This is a genomic window from Chlorogloea sp. CCALA 695 (genome assembly GCF_003003885.1).
Classification (GTDB): Bacteria; Cyanobacteriota; Cyanobacteriia; order Cyanobacteriales; family Chroococcidiopsidaceae; genus Aliterella.
In genome coordinates, this window is record NZ_PVWN01000034.1 from 24507 (window position 1) to 46437 (window position 21931).

At 40.8% G+C, this 21931-nt stretch carries 16 protein-coding genes; 7 read left to right on the forward strand and 9 right to left on the reverse strand.

The window, feature by feature from the left end:
- The first annotated feature begins 19 nt into the window (after nucleotides 1-19).
- The 4 genes from C7B70_RS16150 (at nucleotide 20) to C7B70_RS28405 (ending at nucleotide 3923) form a co-directional block, all read left to right on the forward strand.
- A complete protein-coding gene (locus C7B70_RS16150) occupies nucleotides 20-2287 on the forward strand; it encodes a heavy metal translocating P-type ATPase (protein WP_106370039.1) in 2268 nt (755 codons plus the stop codon).
- Nucleotides 2288-2318: 31 nt separating this feature from the next.
- Nucleotides 2319-2876, forward strand: coding sequence for a cupredoxin domain-containing protein (locus C7B70_RS16155; protein ID WP_106370040.1), 558 nt, complete (start codon nucleotides 2319-2321; stop codon nucleotides 2874-2876).
- Nucleotides 2877-3129: 253 nt separating this feature from the next.
- Entirely contained in the window at nucleotides 3130-3558 is a 429-nt protein-coding gene (locus C7B70_RS16160; RefSeq protein ID WP_106370041.1) for a heavy metal-responsive transcriptional regulator, read from the forward strand.
- Between the two features lie 236 nt (nucleotides 3559-3794).
- The gene (locus C7B70_RS28405) at nucleotides 3795-3923 is read left to right on the forward strand and encodes a hypothetical protein (protein WP_255409345.1); all 129 of its coding nucleotides are present in this window, start codon (nucleotides 3795-3797) and stop codon (nucleotides 3921-3923) included.
- 7 nt (nucleotides 3924-3930) lie between these two features.
- Here C7B70_RS28405 and C7B70_RS26415 read toward each other — a convergent pair whose 3' ends face one another.
- Entirely contained in the window at nucleotides 3931-4098 is a 168-nt protein-coding gene (locus C7B70_RS26415; RefSeq protein ID WP_158260511.1) for a hypothetical protein, read from the reverse strand.
- Nucleotides 4099-4255: 157 nt separating this feature from the next.
- Complete coding sequence (locus tag C7B70_RS16170; RefSeq protein WP_106370042.1) at nucleotides 4256-5689, reverse strand: phospholipase D-like domain-containing protein; 1434 nt, start codon at nucleotides 5687-5689, stop codon at nucleotides 4256-4258.
- A gap of 703 nt (nucleotides 5690-6392) precedes the next feature.
- Between C7B70_RS16170 and C7B70_RS16175 the strand changes: the two genes are divergently transcribed.
- Nucleotides 6393-7334, forward strand: coding sequence for a ribonuclease HI family protein (locus tag C7B70_RS16175; protein WP_106370043.1), 942 nt, complete (start codon nucleotides 6393-6395; stop codon nucleotides 7332-7334).
- A gap of 301 nt (nucleotides 7335-7635) precedes the next feature.
- On the opposite strand, the gene C7B70_RS28410 is transcribed toward C7B70_RS16175, so the two are convergent.
- Nucleotides 7636-7770: a hypothetical protein gene (locus tag C7B70_RS28410; protein WP_255409346.1), complete on the reverse strand. Its 135-nt coding sequence runs from the start codon at nucleotides 7768-7770 to the stop codon at nucleotides 7636-7638.
- Between the two features lie 643 nt (nucleotides 7771-8413).
- Here C7B70_RS28410 and C7B70_RS16185 point away from each other — a divergent pair.
- Together C7B70_RS16185 and C7B70_RS16190 are read left to right on the forward strand one after the other, a co-directional pair.
- Complete coding sequence (locus C7B70_RS16185; protein ID WP_106370044.1) at nucleotides 8414-8662, forward strand: hypothetical protein; 249 nt, start codon at nucleotides 8414-8416, stop codon at nucleotides 8660-8662.
- 158 nt (nucleotides 8663-8820) lie between these two features.
- On the forward strand, nucleotides 8821-9594 hold the full coding sequence (locus C7B70_RS16190) for a DUF1883 domain-containing protein (RefSeq protein WP_106370045.1): 774 nt from the start codon (nucleotides 8821-8823) through the stop codon (nucleotides 9592-9594).
- Between the two features lie 238 nt (nucleotides 9595-9832).
- Here C7B70_RS16190 and C7B70_RS16195 read toward each other — a convergent pair whose 3' ends face one another.
- The 6 genes from C7B70_RS16195 to C7B70_RS16225 all read right to left on the reverse strand — a co-directional run.
- Complete coding sequence (locus C7B70_RS16195) at nucleotides 9833-12592, reverse strand: helicase-related protein (protein ID WP_106370046.1); 2760 nt, start codon at nucleotides 12590-12592, stop codon at nucleotides 9833-9835.
- 552 nt (nucleotides 12593-13144) lie between these two features.
- Complete coding sequence (locus tag C7B70_RS16205) at nucleotides 13145-14986, reverse strand: DUF4209 domain-containing protein (RefSeq protein ID WP_106370047.1); 1842 nt, start codon at nucleotides 14984-14986, stop codon at nucleotides 13145-13147.
- A 111-nt stretch (nucleotides 14987-15097) separates the two neighbouring features.
- Complete coding sequence (locus tag C7B70_RS16210) at nucleotides 15098-18112, reverse strand: ATP-binding protein (RefSeq protein WP_106370048.1); 3015 nt, start codon at nucleotides 18110-18112, stop codon at nucleotides 15098-15100.
- Between the two features lie 60 nt (nucleotides 18113-18172).
- Nucleotides 18173-21262, reverse strand: coding sequence for a DUF1156 domain-containing protein (locus C7B70_RS16215; protein WP_106370049.1), 3090 nt, complete (start codon nucleotides 21260-21262; stop codon nucleotides 18173-18175).
- The gene (locus C7B70_RS16220) at nucleotides 21259-21669 is read right to left on the reverse strand and encodes a PIN domain-containing protein (protein WP_106370050.1); all 411 of its coding nucleotides are present in this window, start codon (nucleotides 21667-21669) and stop codon (nucleotides 21259-21261) included. The genes C7B70_RS16215 and C7B70_RS16220 overlap by 4 nt, the downstream gene beginning before the upstream one ends.
- 4 nt (nucleotides 21670-21673) lie before the next feature.
- Nucleotides 21674-21931: hypothetical protein (locus tag C7B70_RS16225; RefSeq protein WP_106370051.1), on the reverse strand; the 258-nt coding region annotated here is incomplete at its 5' end.

Genomic DNA, 21931 nt, shown 5'->3' on the forward strand with positions numbered 1-21931 from the left:
CAAAATAAGCAGGTGTGCGATGAATAAGAATAACGCGACGCTTAAATTGCGAGGCATGAGTTGTGCCTCCTGTGCAAATAGTATTGAAGACGCAATCCGCTCTGTTCCAGGTGTAAGTGAATGCAGCGTCAATTTTGGGGCAGAACAAGCTACTGTCACCTATGATTCTAAAAAAACTGACCTGGAAGCAATTCAAGATGCCATTGATGCTGCCGGATACTCTGGTCAACCAGTGCAAGAACAAGACATACTTACTGGAGATGATGATGCTGAACGTAAAGCACGACTAACAGAATCGCGGCAACTGACACGTAAGGTTTGGATTGGCGGCATCATTAGTACAATTCTGGTGATTGGTTCGCTCCCTGTGATGACGGGGTTGCACATTCCCTTTATACCTATGTGGCTGCATAATTTTTGGCTGCAAGCGGTATTGACTGCACCAGTGCAATTCTGGTGTGGCAAGTCCTTCTACATTAACAGTTGGAAAGCCTTGAAGCGTCACGCTGCCACAATGGATACGTTGATAGCTCTGGGAACCAGTGCAGCATATTTCTATTCCCTATTTGTTACAATTTCTCCCGGATTTCTTACTGCCCAAGGGCTATCTCCCAGCGTTTACTACGAAGTGGCAGCAGTTGTAGTCACACTTATTTTATTAGGGAAGTTGTTTGAAAACCGTGCTAGAGGACAAACCTCCGAGGCTATGCGTAAACTGATGGGGTTGCAAGCGAGAACGGCCCGAATTGTCCGCAATGGTAAAGAGATGGAAGTGCCAATCGCCGAAGTTCAGTTAGGCGATGTTATTTTAGTACGTCCTGGTGAAAAGATTCCCACTGATGGTGAAGTCATTGAAGGCTCCTCGACAGTGGATGAGGCAATGGTAACAGGAGAAAGTGTAGCTGTCAAAAAGCAACCTGGTGATGAAGTAATTGGAGCTACGATCAACAAAACTGGCAGCTTTAAATTTCGGACGACGCGGGTAGGTAAAGACACGTTTCTGGCTCAAATTGTGAAACTGGTGCAACAAGCGCAGGGTTCTAAAGCACCGATTCAAAGATTAGCCGACCAGGTTACAGGCTGGTTTGTGCCTGCTGTAATTGCCATAGCGATCGCTACTTTTATCATCTGGTACAACTTTATGGGTAATGTCACCCTAGCATTGATTACCACCGTAGGCGTGCTAATTATCGCTTGTCCCTGTGCATTGGGTTTAGCAACTCCAACATCAATTATGGTTGGTACAGGAAAAGGTGCAGAAAATGGCATTTTAATTAAAGGTGCAGATAGTTTGGAACTAGCGCACAAATTGCAAACAATTGTTTTAGATAAAACTGGGACATTAACGCAAGGAAAACCTACAGTAACTGACTTTGTAACTGTCAAAGGGACTGTTAACAATAACGAACTCAAATTATTGCAGTTAGCAGCATCAATAGAACAAAATTCAGAGCATCCAATAGCCGAAGCCGTAGTACAGTATGCCCAGTCTCAAGCAGTAGAATTGACGGTAGCACAAAATTTTCAGGCGATTCCAGGGAGTGGAGTGCAAGGAAATGTGTTGAATGGGCTTGTGCAGGTTGGCACTATGCGCTGGATGAGCGAACTGGGAATTGATACCCAAGCTTTAAAGTCTCACTGGGATAGGTTGGAGTATCTAGGCAAGAGTGTTATTTGGATTGCTGTTGACGGAAAAGTGCAAGGAATAATGGCAATTTCTGATGCCCTCAAACCATCTTCTGCTCATGTTGTTCATACTCTGCAAAAGCTTGGTTTGGAGGTAGTTATGCTAACCGGAGACAATCAGCGAACTGCGGAAATAATTGCCCGTGAAGTGGGAATCAAACGAGTATTGGCAGAAGTCCGTCCAGACCAAAAAGCGGCTACTATAGAGCAACTTCAAGCAGAGGGAAAGGTTGTGGCGATGGTAGGAGATGGGATCAACGATGCTCCTGCCTTAGCTCAGGCAGATGTAGGGATTGCTATTGGTACAGGAACAGATGTGGCGATCGCTGCTAGTGACATCACCCTCATCTCTGGTGACTTGCAAGGAATTGTCACGGCTATTCAACTTTCTCGCGCAACGATGCGAAACATTCGTCAAAATCTCTTCTTTGCGTTCATCTATAACGTTGCGGGGATTCCGATTGCTGCCGGGATCTTGTTTCCTTTCTTTGGTTGGCTCCTTAGCCCCATCATTGCTGGAGCAGCAATGGCATTTAGTTCAGTTTCAGTAGTAACCAATGCTCTACGACTGCGTTCTTTCCAACCCAAAGTTACTGTTTAATTTTTAATTTCAGCAATAAGGAACAACAAAAATGTTTAAAAAAGCTACATTTTTTGGTACGCTGGCAGGATTAGGATTTTTGCTTGGTGCAATATCAGGAGCGCTAGCAGCCGAAATGCCTACTGAACTAGCCGCGCAAAATACGCAGTTTCGCCGGATTGAACAACCATTGGGGAATAAATTAGGTGTCACTTTAGGTGGGCTAGGGTTAATTGGTCTAGAACTCTGGTGGTTTCTCCTGAGCAAGCCCAAGTCTCAGCAGGTGAAAGCTCGTCAGGGAGTTGCGGAAGTCACTATCATTGTTGATGGTGGCTACGAGCCGAGTCGCATTGTTGTAGAAGCAGGACAACCAGTACGGCTTAACTTCCTGCGGCGCGATCCTAGTAGTTGTTTAGAGGAGGTGCGATTGCCTGATTTCCATATTGCACAGAACTTGCCGCTCAATCAAGTCACAGCAATTGAATTTACTCCCACACAACAAGGAAAATATGAATTTGCCTGCGGGATGAATATGTTTCGCGGGGTAATAGAAGTGCAAAACTCTAATACTTCTAGCAAAGAAAAGCTCTTGTCTCAAGCATCAGCTTGAACTGAGCAATTTAGCTAATGTTTGTCATATTTGCACCTTTGTTTCAGATAGTCGTTGCCGAGAAATTTATACTAAATAGCGTTTAACTAGGTCATTTTGAGCAAGGTTGTAAGGGAGAAAAAGTTACTTATGTGAATGCAACTTGGTATTAGGTTACAAATGTTGTTGAGCCTTTTCACTCTAAAGTTGACTAGAGATTTTAGGATAGATGCAGATGAAGCTATTCAGGGGTTTAGTTCTATAGGAGTTGAATATGTTAGTTAAAGAAGCACAAAAACAAATTGGTTTAGTAGCGAAGGAAAGCGGTGTACCGATCAAAACAATTCGTTACTATGAGGAATTGGGTTTACTCAAGGCATCGAATAGAACAGAAGGGGGATTTAGATTGTTCGACCTAGATATTTTTGCTCGCTTAAATTTTATCAAACGCACTCAGCGTTTGGGATTAAGCTTGCTAGAAATTAAGGAGTTTCTAGATATTCATGACCAAGGCGACTTACCTTGTGATGATATTAAAACAAAGCTGGAAGATAAGGTCTTAGAAATCGATCGACAAATTCAGCAACTACAGATTCTCAAGCTAGAATTAGGAGGATTACTTTCAGGCTGGGAAACAATATCTAAAATTCCTGAAGATATTATTTGTCCTATTATTGAAAGTGCTGAACACAGCAGTATATAGTTAACATCAACATTTTTTAATTCTATATTGCCTTCAAAAGCTTAGTTTCTAGGATCAGTAATTAGGAAGTGTTAGTGAATAACAAGACGAGGCTAAAAGTTTGCCTCATAAAGGTTAATGTATGTTAATGAAATAGACATTTTGCCTGTTCTAACAACCCTTGGTGCAACTGCAAAAGATACTTAGATAATTACAAAAGTCTACATTACCAACATGGGCTTTCATGTGCAGTTAATATGGCGTTCTGGTGGGATGTACCTACGGTGGCAAGAGCAAGGCAGCAGATGGAGTTAGGACTAATTGAAGGGTGGCGATCACCGTTCAACAAGGAAAATTGGACTTCATGGGGTGCGCCATTTGTTTAGACAGTTTTTACTTTTCATTTGCTATAGAGGCAAGATTAATCATTCGGATTTTTAAGATTTGTGCGAAATCAACCTTAGCGCTGAGGGCAGTTTGAGTGTTTGTAGGTGGGCGCATTCCTAATAATAGGTTAAGAGTGAATGTCATAGTCACGGCTAACATTAGTTTATAAAGCATCGCTTATCCCTCCTTAATCTGCACTACATTTGTGGCAACCAATATTAAAATTAGAAGCTACAACAATTTCTTTTCCCCATTGTGCTAATTCATTTAAGAAATGGAGGTACTGGCGTTACAGCCTTTTAATTGGCACAATACTAACTGTTACCAGCTTTCATGAAGCTACTGCTAGATGAACGTGTTGATGCTCTAAGTCCTTAGCTTTTTCAAAGCGCTTGGTTAATTCATTAACAATATATGGGTCATTAGTCCACAAGCCTACTTCTCGCTCTTGAGATTTATCGCCAGAGGAGAGGAAGTTATGACTACCCAACATAGCCCATGCGCGATCGCAAACTAAAAACTTTTCATGAGTTCCTAAGAGCTTAAGCTTGAACTGTTGTGGGTAATCTTTTTCCAATTTTTCTAGCTGTGGCAAAGCCGTATACATTTTGCCATGAGTTTTAAGGCTCTGACGCAACGAGGTAGATGAAGAGCGAACTTGTTTATTTTCCATATCTAAATAATGTCCCCAACCAATTTCAATAGAGGAGTTAGGCTTGCCTAGGAGCTTATAAAAGAGATTGAGCAGTTCTCCATCATTCCAACGAATGCCCCAGTGGAGCCAGGGACAAACTAAAATTAACCGCTCTTTGGCTTCCTTTGCTGCTTTCAATAAAAAAGATCGGCTTTGGTCACGATCGCATACAAGTTTGTATTCGTACTTAGGTTGAATTTCTTTGAGAAAGTAGTTAATTTCAGCTACTCGTTGTTCAACTGTTGCTTCAATTTGCTCTGTTAGTTCTTGAGACAGTTTTGCCCTCAAACGCTCAAAATCATCAGCCTTGATATAACCAATTGTTAGCTGCTGTAGACTATCTAAATGCTGTTTTATCGATAACTCAAAAGTATCAATGCGGTTCTCAAGAAGGGTAGTTCTTTGATTAAGACTACAAGTTGTTTCTTGCACTGTATCAAGATTTTGTTGCATTTGAGCTAGATTTCGAGTGCGATCGTGCAACTCTGCCGCACTCGCATCTAAACTCCTAACTAACTCCTGTACTTCTACAACCTCTTGTTGTAGGGTAGCTAAAGGCAAATTCTCAAGCCGCTCTGTTAAGTTTTCCATCTGTGCTGTGAGATGAGATGGTTCAAATGGCGCAGTGAAGGATGGTAAATTTATTATGCGATCATGCAGTAAAGAAATAGACTCTTTTAAATCGTCAACCTCTTTTAATTCGGGTCGATTATTAAAAGCTTTTATTAAGGAATTGATTTGTTGCTTAGTATCAATGTCTACAATTGCTTGCTCTAAGTGATTAATTGAAACTTCTAAAACATTGACTTGGTTTGCTGAAGGTAAACTTAGAACTTTATTATTTAAAAGTTGCGTTTCTTGACACACTTTAGAAATTGTTGCTTTTTGTTGCCTTACTTGTTGTTGAAATCGTTGCCTGTTAGCAAAATTTAGAGACATAGCTAATGTTAAAGGAGCCGCAGCATAAACTAGCTGTTGGCTGGTCAGTGCCACAATTAAGCCAGCAAAAGAACTGGATAATGATACATACTCGGCTATGTTTAACCAATTGTGATCGCTAGTCCATTTCATGATGTGCAAGCTCAACTTAACTACATTTCTTACCTATAGTGGCTTTTAAAACAAACAAACAGGTGTAAATCGTATAAAGAATTGCATAAAGACTCTGTAAATACTTACGTGCTAAAAAAGTTTTAATAATAGGTATTTGAGTTGTAAATGTGACAAAAAATACACTAAAACTAGGAAGTAATAATTCGGCTGAAGCGGATTACTGAAAATTTATTTTAATTTTGCCAAAATTACTTGTAGTGAGCTATACGCATCCTTAGCTTGTTAGTTTGTAGGCAATGTCTTAGAATTTTCTGTTAAGTATCGAATTGGGTCAGTAACGTTGGCGGCTATTACCTAAGTAAACAACGTTTAATTGTATTATTTCTAATATGAGTTTAGTACGATACTTACCCGTAAAGGCGTAGATCCACTTGCGAACAGGTTGATGAGAAATAACAGCCACAGACTCTACTAATTTTGTATCTAAAAAGCGCTGAAACACAAATTGCTAAGATTTACTTGTAATTAATCGTTAGAGGTTCACTTTATTGGAAAAGTAAAATGTAAGGTAATTATTTAAACGTTAATTAACAATTCAATCGTAATAATTATCTAACACTTTAAAGTTTTATGTATTTAGACTTGTTAACAGCTTGTATTGTTATAGATTAATTTTGTTTTTCATTAATAGTTCTGGAAAGCAAGTAGAATTCAAAAGCCTATGAATAATGATTTTTCCTGTACGATTTATTTTGACGGAGCTACTAGACCCACTAATCCAGGGCAGTGTGCTTGCGGGGTAGTAGTAGATATGTGCAGTGGTGACAGTATAACGTTTAGTCAAACTTTAGGCTGGCAAACTAACAATTTTGCGGAATACTCTGGGTTAATACTTGGTTGGAAAAAAGCATTGGAGTTAGGTTGTGAGCGAGTTCTATTTAAAGGTGACTCGCAATTAGTGGTAGAGCAGATAAATAATTTGCTTCCAGTGAAATCGGATAATTTAAAACCTTTATATGAACAAGCAATAAGCTTATTAGAACAGTTTAATTTTTTCAAAATTGAGTGGATTCCTCGTAATCAAAATAAACGGGCTGATGCTGTTGCTGGTTTAGCTCTGCCAAAACTACAGCATCCAACGTTGATCCTTGAGAACTTACCTTCAAATCTGCCCACAGTTACTCCTATTTCTAGCTTGAAAGATAAAATTTTGAAATTGATTGCTAAAGGCGAAGAAGCTCAATTATATGATTATCTTTCTTTAAAGTCAGGAAAAGATGAATTTACTGCAAAACGGTTGCCTACATTACTTAAACTTATTCCTAACCAAGTTAAAGAAGCAATTGCATCTCAAATAAAGGAAGGAGAAGATGAAAAGTTTTTATGTACTTGTTATAGGTGGTATCTACGTGGGCTACCTGTTCAGTTGGCTCTTAGAAAAGCGCGCGTATATAAAGAACAACAAGATTCATTCCGTGAACAATCAAAGGTAGTAAGTACACCAATCGATAATTCTCAAACAGAGTTGATTGATTGCTACTGTATTAACTGCGGTCGAGAATGGAGAGAATTATTCAAGGAAAGTGAATGTAGAGTCGCTTGTCAAGATTGTGATAGCAATCATATTTTACAAGAAAAAGCTTTGGAGAAGAACGACGTTTAGAAATAAGCAATCCGTCTCGTGGTAAATTAACTCACATTGAGTCATCCATCCAACCACAAGCGCAATCCCAGTGGACTCGTGCCTGATAATCTCGGTCAAAAAAAGTGCCGCACTGAGGACAAATACCTGTAAAAAGTGGGTGATTGCCTAGCAGCCACAACTGCTCCTCTCTCGTTCGTTGCTGTTTGGGTTGCAGGATTAAGTCGCCGTTGTAGTAACTAGCTCCTTCTGGCTGCCACTGTTCCTCATCAGGATTTAGAGCGAAAGGATTGCTAAATGGCTCGTCACTATTTTCTGGCTGCTAGCGTTGCAATCCCAGAAAATCCTGGAAGCGCTTGTTCTCGCGCGTCAAGTCGGGTCGAAAATCTGGGCAGAAATCGCTGTTTTGTCCGTAAGGGTGAACCGCACACACCAACGATGGATCGTGGGCGCACATGAGGCAGATTTCGCAAGCGGGAATTTTGGGCATAAGGAAAAACGTTTAAATTACTGCACTTGCATTATCAATCTGACTTGGTTGTTCGCAGTCCGGATTATAAAGCTTCATGGCAACACCATTACAGACAGCGACACAGGACATAGTTGTCATTGGTAATAACTTTAGTTGCCATATTGGGAAGGTGGTAAGGGGAATTAGCATGGCTTGAGCGTTCGCTCTGCGGAATCGTAAATCACTTAAAATTAAACTTCCATTTCTTCATAATCTTAGATTACCCAGATCAAAAGGTAAACGTGCCTCCCCTAGCATAATTTTTTGTACTTCTACTTCATTCAAGATTCTTGTTTTAAGGTGAGGTCTGTCGGTATACATGATAAAACCCAGATTTTTAAACGATCAATAGTTATAACAAAGCTCCTGTTTCCAATAGCTGAAATTCAATAACGATAAATATTTCAGTTTTGACTCGTTTTTTTGTTCTGCTACTTGTCATGACCCGTTCATTAAATGTTTTTTTGTATGAAATCGCAATATTTAAAGGCTCTATTAGTTTGTGATTTAATTCATTTTCTATTTAATTTCAATAATTTAAAGTTAGCATATAATAAAGTTAGGATAATCAATATTATTAAAGGAAAAAATGTCTAAAAACAAGAAAACATCATCTCAAGAAAAAATAACCCAAGCAGCACAAACGCTAAATGATAAAAATTCTTCCCAGATTGCTAAGAAGTTAGCCGGATCAGTTCTTTCTCAGGCTGATTCAAGTAAGCAGACAGGTTCAGAAATGGAAGCTGTAGCTTCTAAAGTGCTTCAAAGCCCTAAGTACAGTGAGGATACAAAAAGTCTTGCAGGCTCAGTGTTATCACAGTCCAACAAAGATTGCTAATTATTTAGTTCCTCTAATTACTTGGGCAAGGAATTCTCTGACGAGATTTGCTTTGAATCAGACAAAATTACTTGCTCAATTTCTTCTGCATGATCGCAGACTACGAAAAGTAATTTTTTAATTGCCTGAGTCTTATAGTTGAGATTATATTAAAGAGTATGCACTTTACCCATTATGATTTAGGTTACAGGAAAAATGGCGAAATTGCTGAGGTTACTCTTTCAGGGAATGCAGCAAATATCCGATTAGTTAATAGCTCGAATTTGAGCAATTACAAGAATGGAAAACCGCATCGTTATTATGGCGGACTTGCAAAACAATCTCCTGTTAAACTTGCAATTCCAAATTCTGATAATTGGCATATTGTAGTAGATATGCAAGGTTTGCAAGGTCAAGTTCGCTCTTCAGCCCGTATTTTGCCGAGTCTATTACCAGAACTGCGCGAAGTTCCGCTATCTTCTATCCCTAGTCTGGTTCAGGACGACCTATCTGTTGATAGTCCTGACAGCCGAAAAGAGTACGATGTTTTCATTTCTCATGCTTCTGAAGACAAGGAAGTTATCGTAAGACCTCTAGCTCAGGCTTTAGTCTCTGAAAATCTTCGGGTCTGGTACGATGAATTTGAGTTAAGAATTGGCGATAGCTTGAGGAGGAAGATTGATCGTGGCTTGGCTAAGAGTCGTGTTGGGCTGGTTGTTCTTTCTCAGTCGTTTATTGGTAAGGGTTGGACAAATTACGAACTTGATGGCATCGTCACTCGCACTATAAGTGGAGAGCAGATTTTACTCCCAATTTGGCATAATATCTCAAAACAGGAAGTTCAAGATTACAGTCCTTCCCTTGCTGATAAGGTTGCAAGAAGCACAGCAACGCACACTGTAAAAGAGATAGCTGCTGAAATTGCTGATTTGCTCCGTGTGCGTACAATCTAGTCAGCGTTTGCCCGTAGGAAATAAGTTGACGTTATAATTAGCCTTAGCTCCATGATACATATTCACTTATGAGGTTATTTAACAGAGAATTCCTGAAGGTAACTATTGCTTTAACGGGCGATCAACAAGGTACTCCAGTTAAACATCAGCGAAATCAAAACCTGGCTGAATTTGCTAGACACTAATGCGGCCCAGATTAACTCAGATTAAAGAGTAAGCGCCATTTAGACAAAACTAGCTAATGTTGGGTATTTAACCACTCACCAAAGCGATCGCCTTCATCCACTGGTTTGAGATACAAAGCGCATTCCCTAACTACATCTTCGGATTTAATACCCTGTTTGTTGCACCAGGCAAGTATGCAATCGTTACTTAACTCCTCAATATAGTCGTAGTCAACAGAGGCAGTTTCGGTATCTTCTTCGCAAGCAATTAGATCGAGGAGCTTAACTACAGTTGGCTCGTGCAAGTGTTGAGTTTCAGGTTTGTAAATAAGTCCGTGATACTTCCCTCCGTAATTGAGCAAAACATAAATAGAATGAATGCGCTCTTGAGTTATTTTGGCGCTGATAATGTCGTTAGGAATGCTTTTAGCATAATCCCGATGAATCTGTAATTTTGCTGTGTGTTGATAGTAGGGTGAGATATCTAGATCGGCTAAATCATCTATATCTAGTTGAGCCGATTGGATTTTCACCTGAGAAGCCATGTCTGGCATATTGATTTCTTGTGTATTACTTATAGTTAAAACGGGTAAATCAATTAACTTTTTAGATTCTCCATGACGATTTATAAGATTCTCCCAGCGTTGATTGATGTTTAGCAACTCATACTTAATATTTGTCTGCTTTACTAAAGTAGGAACAAATGTATATACTTCAACAAGTCGCGGGTAATTGCAGAATCGTAGGACGCGACCAGCACGTTGAATTGGACCAATAGGAGTCCAATCAATGTCATAGTTAATAACTACAGATGCATCTTGCATATTGACCCCTACTCCATGAGCATCTGTTGAAAGAAAAATGTCATAATTTTCTTTGTCTTCAACTACGGTATCATTAGCTAATGGTGCAAATCGTTTAATTAGTTTCTCTATTTCTTCCGTTTCCTTTAATTGATAATCACTTTCTCTCTCATTAATAGTGGCAGCTACTCGCAGGGAAGGGATCAATTCATTTAGTGCTTGTTTGAGATAAACAACAGTTGCCCGTCTTTCGCAAAACACAATAGCTTTCTCCTTTTTAAGCTCAAGAGTTCGCAGAATATGGCAAAGAGCTTGTAATTTAATATCACTTGCAAAGCTTTCTAATAACAGCTTTTCTAATATGGGAACTAAAACTTGCTGTCGCTGCTCTTGGGGGAATTTAAAATGAGATTTCCCAAGATTGTATCCATTAACTCCATTGGGCGTGTTCATAACCCGCTCAATTGCTCCGCGAAGTGCCAATGGTGAGCTTGCCCAAGCTACTTTGACTACTCTTTCTATACTTTTTCGCAACATTGGATTAGCTGCTAGCTCGAAGTAGCCCTCACTTATAGCAGAAGTTAATTCTTTCTCCAAAAACAAAGGAAAACTAATACTGTGTAGTCTAAGCTTAGGAATATAGCGCTTTTCTTCACCAAACTTGATAAAAATTTCTTTTCCCTCAACTTGCCCATAATGTTTAGCTACGTGAGGAGTAGTTAGTTGGGAAGCGACATCCAGATCAATAAATTCATCAATTTTGTTAATGTGCCACGAGCAAGCATCATCAATAAATTCTGGCAATAAAGCGCGGTTTTCAGATGTATGAGGTAGTAAAAATAATTGACTATTAATATTATCAATGTCTTTTGCATAAGGAGAGCCAGTTAATAGCAAAACCTTAAGATTAAGATGACTTTGAAAAAGTGTTTTCAATCTAGCAAATGCTTTAGCTTCGGCTGGCTGTTTTTTAAGATTAAACAAATCTTGCTGGTAACGATTTCTAAACTGATGACTTTCATCAATAATAAGTAACCAAGACTGCTCATGACTATTTGCCACAATTTTTTCAAATCTCGTAAGTTGATTATCGTGGGCAGAACTACTCTTATCCAAAGTTTGACGGACAAAATAGACACAGGGCAGACCAGCGTTAAGCATTTCGTCCTCCCAGTTCTCGCGTACTGCCTTTGGTCCAACAACCATAACGTTCTGGATCTCGTCTTCTTGACGAAGATGTAATGCCACATGAACCGCCACGACGGTTTTGCCAAGCCCAGTAGATGCGACAAGCATTGAACCTCTAAACTCGCGGATTTGGCGCAGTGTTTGAGCAATCATATCAACCTGGTAACTGACAGGTTGTTTCTTATAATTAACTTTAATAGGTTGGAGGTCTTCCAGAGCCAACATAGTTTTTAGATAAATATCCCAAGGACGAACAAGCAGTAGCCATCGCTGTAATGCTTCTAGTAGTTCTCTGGTAATGTCTACAGCTTGAGCGAAGTAATCATCAAACTCCTTGGCAAGTTTTACAACCTCGCTCTTATCATCCATAATGTTGCCATCCTCTATTCGCTTCTTCAAACCGCTTTCCGTTAAATTAGACGAAGTTATGATAGCGACCGTGCAATCAACTATATAGAGTTTGGCATGATGATCTGTAGCCCTGGCATCTACAAGATGAAAGCGACCAGCTTTCATTTTCTCTACTAGATCGAATACGGTTTGTCGCCGCTCTCGATCCAAACCAGTACGTAAATCGCGCATAATTTCATCAATTAAAGCTTTACGCGCCCGGTCTTCACCTGGATCGTCAAGACCAACTAAAAGATAAACTTGTTTGTTCTTAGTGAATTTTCTTAGCAAGCCCCAACCTCTCATAGTAAAAAAGCCAGAGGCGATCCGAATTTCTTTTTTTGCTTCCTCGAAATAAGAACTTATATATCCAAAAGATTTACCTTTTTCAAACCAACTTTTTCGCTTGCTACTGTCTAATTTGCCGGGGTCATTCACCTTTGATTCATTCATATAATGAACTTTTGCAATCCTTAATAGGTGGGGGCTTAAAAAGGCGTAAGCCTAGATTACGCTTTGTGAAATCATAATTGAATTATTTGAGATAAAAAAAGTTATTTTTCTACAATCTTAAGTTACCTAGATTAAAAAGTAAAAAAGTTTTTAGTTGCATAATTTTTACACAAAGTCGAGATTCAGCTTTAGGTTGGGTTTAATTACTACTATTAATTGTCTTTTATGCGATCACGCTATTGTAGGAAAAAGTCGGTCAGGCAATAACGAGTTCTATGGCAACTTATTTAGTTACAGGGGCAAATCGCGGCATCGGCTACGAATATTACCATCAGATTCAGTCGTGGGGAGATTGTGCGATCACAGTTTGCTGAGAAGCGTCTAAGGAGTTGAAAGTGATAGGAATCCGAGTAGCTGTAACTTACCTAGAACAAATACGAGAATCCGAGGTATTAGCTGTGTTATCTTTTGGGCGCAAATCATCAACTGTAGAGTCATGCAGTATATTAGCTTAAGGTTAGACATATCCTCTCCTCAATTAGAATCAACCCACTATTTGCGAGTCGGATCAAGACACAAATACAGTGCTAACCACCAAAGGTATGCTAACTCGGTTGTAAAGAAACGATTGTAATTAAATAAACCATGACAAATCTCATTCCTGAGATTAGATCCCATCCGTTCAACCAACAAACACTTCAAAGTAAAAATTATGTCCTCATTCAGAATATGCACTAAATCAGGCGCATTCAAAACTTCATGAAGAAGGAGATCATCTTGAATGGGTTCCCTTTTGGAGGTGATAAAATCATTCTGCTTCAAAATATAACGCAGAGAATTTTCTAACTGCGGGATCAGCAAGTGCGATGCAATTACAGGATCTTCCTGCAAACCAGCTATTAAACCTCTGGCGTAAAGAAGTTCACGACCCTTTGGAATAAATGAATTTTCATAGACAACAAAAGATAAATTTTCTAAAGTTACACTGTGTTCAGAGCAAATTTGATGGCAAGCTGGAACAATAAAATTTAATCCATACCAAGCTTGATAAAATTTGGCATTCCTGAACATTCTGTTTTTTAAAATATCGTCTCCATGCCCGTCTAAAGCTTTCGTTTTGCCCTCTTGATCAACAAAAACTGTCGGAAATAAATGATAGAACTTGTAGGATTCCATTTCTTGTTTTGCTTGTGTTTGGATCTCTTCAACGCTGCGAATTAATTTATATCCAAACGCTAAAGAATATAAAGCATCACGAAGAGTCTTTTCTTTAACTAACTCTTTTGCTACTTGTTGCATCTCTGGATCATAGAAATCATCTGGTTTAGCAATAGCAATATTAGCCATTTGGGACATTGATTGTTTTTGATAAGCAAGCATCTGTTTATGTAAATTTTGTATACGTTCAGAAGTATCTTGGCTCTTGCCAAAGGTATCTTCGATTTTCTCAAAAAGTGCGATCGCATTTTCAATTCGTCCAGCAGCTACAGCGTAAGTATTATGCTCATTACCAATGAATGCCTGTTGAGCGTACCAAACCTCTACTTCTCCTAGCTGCAACCTTGCATTACGTTCAGCCTCTTTATCCTTAGCTATCTTGTACCACTCACTTTCTATCTGTCTATACGCCGTCTTTTGACAAAAAGCTTGGTGATAGTCAAGACTTTTTTCCGCAAAAAGTGCCTTTTGAGCAGCAAGGACTGCATATTTCGCTGCATAGCTAGGAAGATCATTCTTAATAGAACTGAGACTTTTGCTTAACTCCTTTTGAAGTATCTGCATCGTACTACCAGTTACAAACTCATCTTCTACCACTACATAACGCTCTATAAGTTGCTCAATGTGAGCAATGACTGTACAGCGCATCTCTGTACTTTTTCTTCCATCAACTAAACAAGCTAATTGTGCTGCTCGCTGTAGCCTTTCATAACAAGTCATCCAATTTTCTGTGGATTCAAGATTTTTAGCTGATTGGAGATAAGATTCTACAGCTATTTTAGCCATTTTAATTGGTCTGTCTTTCTCTGGATCTCTTTTACAAATCCAGAGAATATCAGCGATCCTTGCCCGCATTTCAGGATCGATTACCGTTACAATTAACTCTCTTAACAAAGCTAGTTGATTATCGCATAACACTTCTAATAGAGTTCCTTCTACAATGGACGTACTTTTCAAACTAAAAGGCTCTATAAAAATTGAGGTAATTTCACTCAAAAAATTAAAAACTTCTTGCCCCAACGTGTCACTAGATAATTGACAATCTTTGGCTATTGCTCGAAATTCTTCGTGATAATTTTGGCATTGCTTGAGGTTTACTTGGTTCAGTATCTCCATCCATTGATACTTATCAAAGTCTTCTACCTCAAGTGACAGATTGGACTTAAGTGATGGCATAAAATGAGTTATGAGTCATTAATTAATTAAAACCAAAGAAATTCATCTAGCTTATGCTTTGTATAGAATTGCCCCACAATTAGTTGCAATTTAACGAAAGCTGGCTTAAGGCTAATAACGTGATCGCACATCATTATCTAAGCCAAGTTCTTGCAGAGCAATCTTTGTTTCTTCAAGTCTTTGCTCAGAAACTTCACCATCTACAACTACCTCTACTTTGAGCCTCAATTTTAAGTCCTTGTTAGCAGCAAACTTGGACAGCACTTTCGTATAAAACTGTGTCCACTTCTGCGGCGCAACTTGTCCAGACCAGGTAAGCTGATTGGTTTGAGGAGGCGAAGGAGGTTGAGATGGTGGAGGTATTATTATTTTTTTGTCATCGGGATCTGCAACATCAGGGTCAATAACAAGCACTTTTTTCACGTTAAAGCTAATGGAAGATAAAATTGCACCAACGGTCGCTGTAACTGTAAAATTGCCCTCTACTTCTCCAGCAACCAATGTCCCTTGGGAATCGATACTACCCCCGGTCGCCGTCCACAAAACTTCAGCAATCTTAATATCTCGGTCGTGCTGGTCAAATCCTTGCACAGTGAACGTCTGCCCCTGGTAAGGATCTAAGATAGCAGTGTTTGGAGAAATAGTTAAGGTAGTTAAGCGCGGTGGGTCAGCTTGCTCTTTTTTGTACTGCTCGGCATCTTCCGCTTTGATTAGATAAATATCGTCAGAGATTTCAACGGTATCTGCCCCAAGGCTGTTTTCCTGAAAGTAAAATGGTTGGTACTTACCATCAGATGCTTTACCTACATAAGCAAAAGCTCCCTCTTTAACACCTTTAGCAATAGTTTCCTTAATCGCATTGGCATTGAGCAACCGGGGGAAGCTGGGGGAGGAGAAAAAGGCATCGCGGATAGCTTTGGTACTCCATTCCTTGAAGGCAGGCGACCAATTACGCGACAAAAAGCGGGGGGCGATACTATCTTGAATATCGTCCTCCATCTTCAAACGATTAATAATAATCGCCGTCATCGACTTCGAGGCATCCGCACTACTAGACGTAACCAAGCCCAGGTCAACGGTACGAAGCGTATTACCTTTACCTAATAAGACAATATACTTGTAAGTACGCCATACAGATTCAATCGCATCGCGTTGAGCTCTCTTTAGGTTTTCCTCAAGCTGTCGTTTTTGTACCTCGTTTAAATTGTCCCATTCTTGTTCCCGAATATCCTCCCAAGCCAGGACTTTACGAGCTTCATCTCTCAATACATTTTCCGAATTAGCGATCGCAAAAATGACGGCACTCTTGTAAGTACGGTCAGTCGTCCCAGATTCTCGGATAATCTTCTCAACTATTGGGTCTTCTTTGGAACGATCGCTTGCTAATACAGCTAAAGTCAGCGATGGGGTATTAGGGATATCGCCTGATTGTTCGGGAAAGTAGCGGACATCTACGCCAGGAACGCGAGTAAATACTTTTTTGATTTCTGCCTGAACGCGAACGCTGATACTTTCATGTTGAACGCTGGCGCGACGGTCTGCCAAAATCTTATTCAAGTTTGGCGACAAACTAAAATGATATTTGGTACTTTCAACAGTGAGGTAATAGCAATCAGTTTGCAGCGTATCTAGGACAATTTCAACGCTACCAATATTTAAGTTGGGGTCAGCGATTGCTAACCTTACTTCTGGTAAAGTTGCTTCTGCCCGGACTACGCCGCCATTGGACTCAAAGAAAATAGTGGAAGCTGCCTTGCGGTGCAGTCTAGCTTTTTTAATCTCGTCTTGGGCTTCGGCATCTAACCGAATAGCGTGAGAACCTTTTTTACCGCAAATATCGGTAGTAACTGCCGTTTCCAAACGATTTTCACCCATCTGCTCGAATACTGCCGAGCGAAACATTGGGTCGTCGAGTGGAGCGCTGCCCAATGTAATTAGCGCATCCTTGTTGTTATTTTGGAAGCCTTCTTGATAGGCACGGGATACCCAAAGAGCTAATAAGCGCAGGATACCGCGCGTTCGTTGAAATCTAGGTAGCGTCGCCCACTTGCGCTCAAAAACTGATAGTACAGTAGGGTGGAAGGGATAGGTTGCGGCAAAAGCTTCGTAGGCATTGTCGATGGGGAACCAGCTAGGAAGTTGGCTGCGATTTTCTAATACCCAATCGGCGTATTGATGGCAAGTTGCGATCGCATCCTTGGGCAGCATAATTCTACCGTCTGGTGTTACTGCCCCATCGTCCCATTCAAATAGCCTTCTACGAATAATTTCAGAGGATTCTGCTTCGGCGGACATGACAACGGCTTTACCCAAGCGGTCGAGCATTTTTTTAAAGCGTTGCTCGTCTTGCTCGTCGGCGGCAGTATATTCCATCACTGAAGCTGGAATAGAGGCAATTAAAACGATATTATCTTCACCTCTAGCCGTTTCCGACAATGCTTGCATAAAGTTGTAAAGGCGATCATGGTAGCCTTTACTGCGGTAACTAGAGACGTAATTAAGAATCTCGTCCATCAATATTAAGCAGGGCTTATCTTTAGGCAAAAAGGCGCGAATAACATCACCTTTGGGTTCGATAAATTGAGCATCGTGTTCGGCAACAATTGCAAAAGCAGCTTCACCACCTAACTGGAAAGCAATTTCACCCCAAGGCGTTTTGCGTAAGGGAGTGCCATCATTGCCACCTCGACCTGTAATGGAATCAAATTCTGTCCCAACAAATACAGCGACCGCCGCCGTCGGTAAGGTTTTAATATCTGCTTGAGCAAGGATTTTATTAACGCCAGTCCAAGACTTAGCAGCTTGTCCGTTTTGTGCCAGATGGTAGAGCAAGGTTAGAGCGTGGGTTTTACCGCCCCCAAACTGAGTTGCTAGATTATAGACGGCGTTGGCTTCGGTTTTAACTCCTGATAAACGGCGGATGACTTGCCCAGAAAATTCCGCTAACCAACAGGTAAGGTAAGTGCGGCTAAAGAATTTTTCTGGGTCTTGGTAATCGCTAGGGGCGCGATGTTCGCGGACGTGATCTAGGTTAACTGCAAATTCTGAAGCATCAAGGGGGCGATTCTCGCGTAAGTCTTCGCGGGGGGTAAGTCCCTCAATTTTGTACCAAGGTTTGAGTGCCATTATTTATACTCTTAAATTTAAGTGATTTGTTTATAAAGTTTGAAATCAATTGTTCGCTGCCTACAGTCCTAATCCTTTTTTCCGAGCCAGCAACCCATCTACCCAGCGCTTTTCGTCAGAACCTACAGGATAGAGGGCTGAAAAGGACTGAGCTAGTTGCCAAAACTTACTATCGCTGCCGATACCCTCATCAACTAAAAAGCGTTTGAGTGCTTCGCTACGTCCTGAGTTAAATAGCAACATTGCCTGGTGTACTTTGTCGCAGACGGTTTCGCCAATACGAGTAAGTTTGATTTCGCCATGCTCGTCTTCAGGAAGGTCTGGGAGTATACCTGTAAGTGTTAGTTGTTTATTACCTTTGTTTTTTTTCTTGATAGTGGCATCTGGGAAGATATTTTCCTTACCAAACAGGTAAGCACCGCGTTCTTTGACAGGTAGCAGACGAGCTTTATCACCTTTAATTTGAACTAAGTGGGTAAGGTTTTCGAGGTTCGCGCCGAGTCCTTGAGCGATTTTACGGGCAGCATCGTATTCAAGAACAAAGCCTGTTACCTTTGCTTTCTTAGTAGTGCTATCTTCTTCATCTTCCTCGGTTTCATCTTCTGGTGCGGGTAGTTTAGATGTGTCTCCATCGCCAGCCGATAGAGTCCATAACCACATAGCGGTGAGACGGGCATCTGCTTCAAAGCTGGAGGTGTCTGCATCCTTGAAGATGGTGCTGAGTGCTTCTTTAGAAATGGCTGCCCAGACATATTCAAGGTATTCGCGTAATGGGACAATCTCACCACTTGCTTTCTCAACGCTGGAATAACGGGAGAAAATTTCTAGGGCGGGACCCAAGCAAGCAAAAATGGCATCGGCTCCGACTACGCCTTGCTCGGTTAAGCGTGGCATCCATTCTTTAATGCGTTGCGGCAGTTCTTGCAAAACGTCGCGCCAATCACCAATTTCTTCGCGTAATGTGCCATCAGGGTTTTCTCTAGGGCGACAAACGAGGTGAACGGAGGAAGCAAGGGCGGCGGAGTTTATGGCTCTGAGACGATTCCCCATTTCAGTATCAATTGTCCAAGAAGCTGTAAAAATCCAACCTGCTTCAATCATTGCCTGTAACTGTGCTTCCCAACCTGCTGTTGATTTGTGAGCAAAAACAATTAGACCAATGCCATTAGGTGCGACTACCCGCCTTCCTTCTGCCATTGCTTTTCCCATTGTGCGCTCAAAAAAAGCTTTATTTTTTCCTGCTGCCAAATTTACAACACATTCTTCATCTTTTGGAGTTAGCTTGCTGGAGAAGTTTGTGGCAAGATTAGAAGATAGAGTACGTTTTAACCACACATAAAAAAAATCAGAGAGATCGGCGTAGGGAATAGCATCGTAGTAAGGTGGATCTGAGCATAGGAAATGAGCGGCATCGTCGGGAAAATAGTAAAGGTTAGTAGCTGAAGTTTGCTCAATTTGTCCTACATTTTTTATGACAGAATTTGTTTCACAAACAGTAATAATCCATGTCAATGCACCATCTAAGTCACCTGCTGAACCTGAAAAAGAATTACACTCAGCAAAATCCCATAGCATGGGGATAGCTTGCCTTGCAAAAAGACCATCTGCAACTTCTCTGCCATTATTCCACTTTGATAAAGAAGTTAAAGTATTGGCTTGCCTGTCTACCGCAAAGGTTAAGCAAGTTTGGATTGCATTTTCTAAATCTTCTTCACTTTTGGATTCCCTAAATTTTTGAATATAAGAATGCTTTACCAACTTTGCTAAAGTAGCCAATGCTAATAGTTGACGTGGGGTAAAAAGGTTTCCAAAACTTTCTGCTCCGTATTGAGTGACCCAAAAATTTCTTGCGTCTTCTTTAAATATTGGCTCATCAGGAATCAGGGGTATTTGCCTGGAATTTATAGAATCTAAGTTTTCTAATTCTCTTAGTGCTATGACTGCTTTGTTAGCCGCTTCTAAATCTTTCAAACTTGGCAAGCGATAAAATCTGCCTTGTGTACTCGGCTTTGTAAGTACAACACAAAAAAGCCTTGCATCATTTGCTCCACCTTTACGCTCTTTTAACTGCCTTCTTGTGGATGTCGTAGGCGTTGTGTACCCGGTTACAGGGCAAGTTCCCGAACCCCTTGCCACTGTTCCTTTTTCAACTTCTTTCTCACTTTTCGGCTCAAAAATCTCTAATATTGGACGGCGCACTTTGCGTGTTACTCCATCGGCATAAGTTACTTCCACTGTCTCAGTTTCGACAATGCCCTGCTTATTCCGTACCCAGCGCAAAGCCTTATATCTACCAGCCTTCTTCGCTAACCAAAGACTTCGCATCAACGGTACTTCCACAGGAATGCCCGTACCATCATCGGGAGCTTCAGAGATAATTGTCCTTGCCCATAGGTAAACAATCGGCGTGCTGCCATCAGTATCTTTAGGGTAAAATTCTGCTAACTCTTTCTCAGCTTCTTCTTTAACCCACTGACCCCATTTCCGTACCTCGTCTGCCAAGCGCTGCCCATACTTGGGTATATATTCCAATACCACCTTATTTAATAGCACTGCCACCGGATTGAGGTCGCTGGCAAAAGCATCTGCACCTACCCGAAGTGCTTCTAAAGGAATCGAACCACCTCCCGCAAATGGGTCAACTACTAATGGTCGCGTTCCAACTTCACCACCTAAAGCTTCGTGTGCTGCCTGGGTCAATGCCCGTGCTGTCTCTAAATAGTCACTTTGGGTAGAATTATCCCAGTTGGCAAAGTCTGCAATGAAATCTAATAGTAAAGAGCGCAACGCGATCAAGTGCTGCAAGTTATCAGTATCAAGCTGATTTTCTGGCTTTACTAATGCCTTCCACTTACTCCAATTTTCTGACGAACAGTGATTTGCTAACCCTTCATCCGTTGCGGCTTTTTCAGCAAACTTTGTAATAATTTCTGCCGCTTTATCTTTAAATTCCTGTGGACACAACGGGTCAGCCGGATCGATCCACAGGGATGCACAAATTACCGCCCGACAAGCCGCCAAAGGTCGCCGCGCCCACCAGATATGCAGCGTCGAAATATGCCCGTGACGAATTGATTTTTCTCGCCGTGCGTGGGCAGAAATGCGCTTGATGGGCAGGTCAACTTCGATTAGGCGTTTGGGGTAGGTCATGAATCGGAATGAATAGAGATAACTTGAATACTTTGAGTGCGGTGAATAGACTTATTAGGCTTTTCGTTAGTGATAAATTCTGTTGCGCCGATAGAAACGGCGGCGGCTACGTGCAAAGCATCCATTGCTCCCAAGCCAAACTCACTCGCTTCTTGATCGGCATTATGAATGATTAAATCTACATCTGTCGCCCAGTAAGGAACAGCACTAAAAAATGCTTCATAAAAGCGAATTTCTTTTTCGCGCTTATTAAAAATTGCTTTGGGTAGAACTTCCAGTTTCAAAAATATACTGGAAGCAAGTTCTCTAGTGGAATCTTCAATAATTTGCAGTGCTGCTTCTGCGATTGCATCTTCTCCCCGTGCTGCATAGATTAACACCCCTGAGTCAATAAAAGTACGAATCATTAGTTTAATTTCCTTGATATCCACCGCGTCGTTCAGCTTTCTCGCAGTCAGCTTCTTCAGGCGTTAGCAATGGTTCTCCAGAGGCAATAATTTCTGCGCGAATTTCTCGTAAGCGGTTTCCAAGAGGCGAAACTGCCGTATCCTTGGGTAATAATTGCCGCTCTTTAACGTGACGAGAAAATTCCAAAAAATCAACAAACTCAATAACTTTTTCTTGCTCCTCTGGTAGCAAGGTTTCTAACTTTTTAATCAATAGCTCCTT

Excerpts from the sequence above, each read along its gene's own strand:
- C7B70_RS16150 (WP_106370039.1), top strand. The coding sequence starts at position 20 with ATGAATAAGAATAACGCGACGCTTAAATTGCGAGGCATGAGTTGTGCC.
- C7B70_RS16155 (WP_106370040.1), top strand. The coding sequence starts at position 2,319 with ATGTTTAAAAAAGCTACATTTTTTGGTACGCTGGCAGGATTAGGATTT.
- C7B70_RS16160 (WP_106370041.1), top strand. The coding sequence starts at position 3,130 with ATGTTAGTTAAAGAAGCACAAAAACAAATTGGTTTAGTAGCGAAGGAA.
- C7B70_RS28405 (WP_255409345.1), top strand. The coding sequence starts at position 3,795 with ATGGCGTTCTGGTGGGATGTACCTACGGTGGCAAGAGCAAGGCAGCAG.
- C7B70_RS26415 (WP_158260511.1), bottom strand. The coding sequence starts at position 4,098 with ATGCTTTATAAACTAATGTTAGCCGTGACTATGACATTCACTCTTAAC.
- C7B70_RS16170 (WP_106370042.1), bottom strand. The coding sequence starts at position 5,689 with ATGAAATGGACTAGCGATCACAATTGGTTAAACATAGCCGAGTATGTA.
- C7B70_RS16175 (WP_106370043.1), top strand. The coding sequence starts at position 6,393 with ATGAATAATGATTTTTCCTGTACGATTTATTTTGACGGAGCTACTAGA.
- C7B70_RS28410 (WP_255409346.1), bottom strand. The coding sequence starts at position 7,770 with ATGTGCGCCCACGATCCATCGTTGGTGTGTGCGGTTCACCCTTACGGA.
- C7B70_RS16185 (WP_106370044.1), top strand. The coding sequence starts at position 8,414 with ATGTCTAAAAACAAGAAAACATCATCTCAAGAAAAAATAACCCAAGCA.
- C7B70_RS16190 (WP_106370045.1), top strand. The coding sequence starts at position 8,821 with ATGCACTTTACCCATTATGATTTAGGTTACAGGAAAAATGGCGAAATT.
- C7B70_RS16195 (WP_106370046.1), bottom strand. The coding sequence starts at position 12,592 with ATGAATGAATCAAAGGTGAATGACCCCGGCAAATTAGACAGTAGCAAG.
- C7B70_RS16205 (WP_106370047.1), bottom strand. The coding sequence starts at position 14,986 with ATGCCATCACTTAAGTCCAATCTGTCACTTGAGGTAGAAGACTTTGAT.
- C7B70_RS16210 (WP_106370048.1), bottom strand. The coding sequence starts at position 18,112 with ATGGCACTCAAACCTTGGTACAAAATTGAGGGACTTACCCCCCGCGAA.
- C7B70_RS16215 (WP_106370049.1), bottom strand. The coding sequence starts at position 21,262 with ATGACCTACCCCAAACGCCTAATCGAAGTTGACCTGCCCATCAAGCGC.
- C7B70_RS16220 (WP_106370050.1), bottom strand. The coding sequence starts at position 21,669 with ATGATTCGTACTTTTATTGACTCAGGGGTGTTAATCTATGCAGCACGG.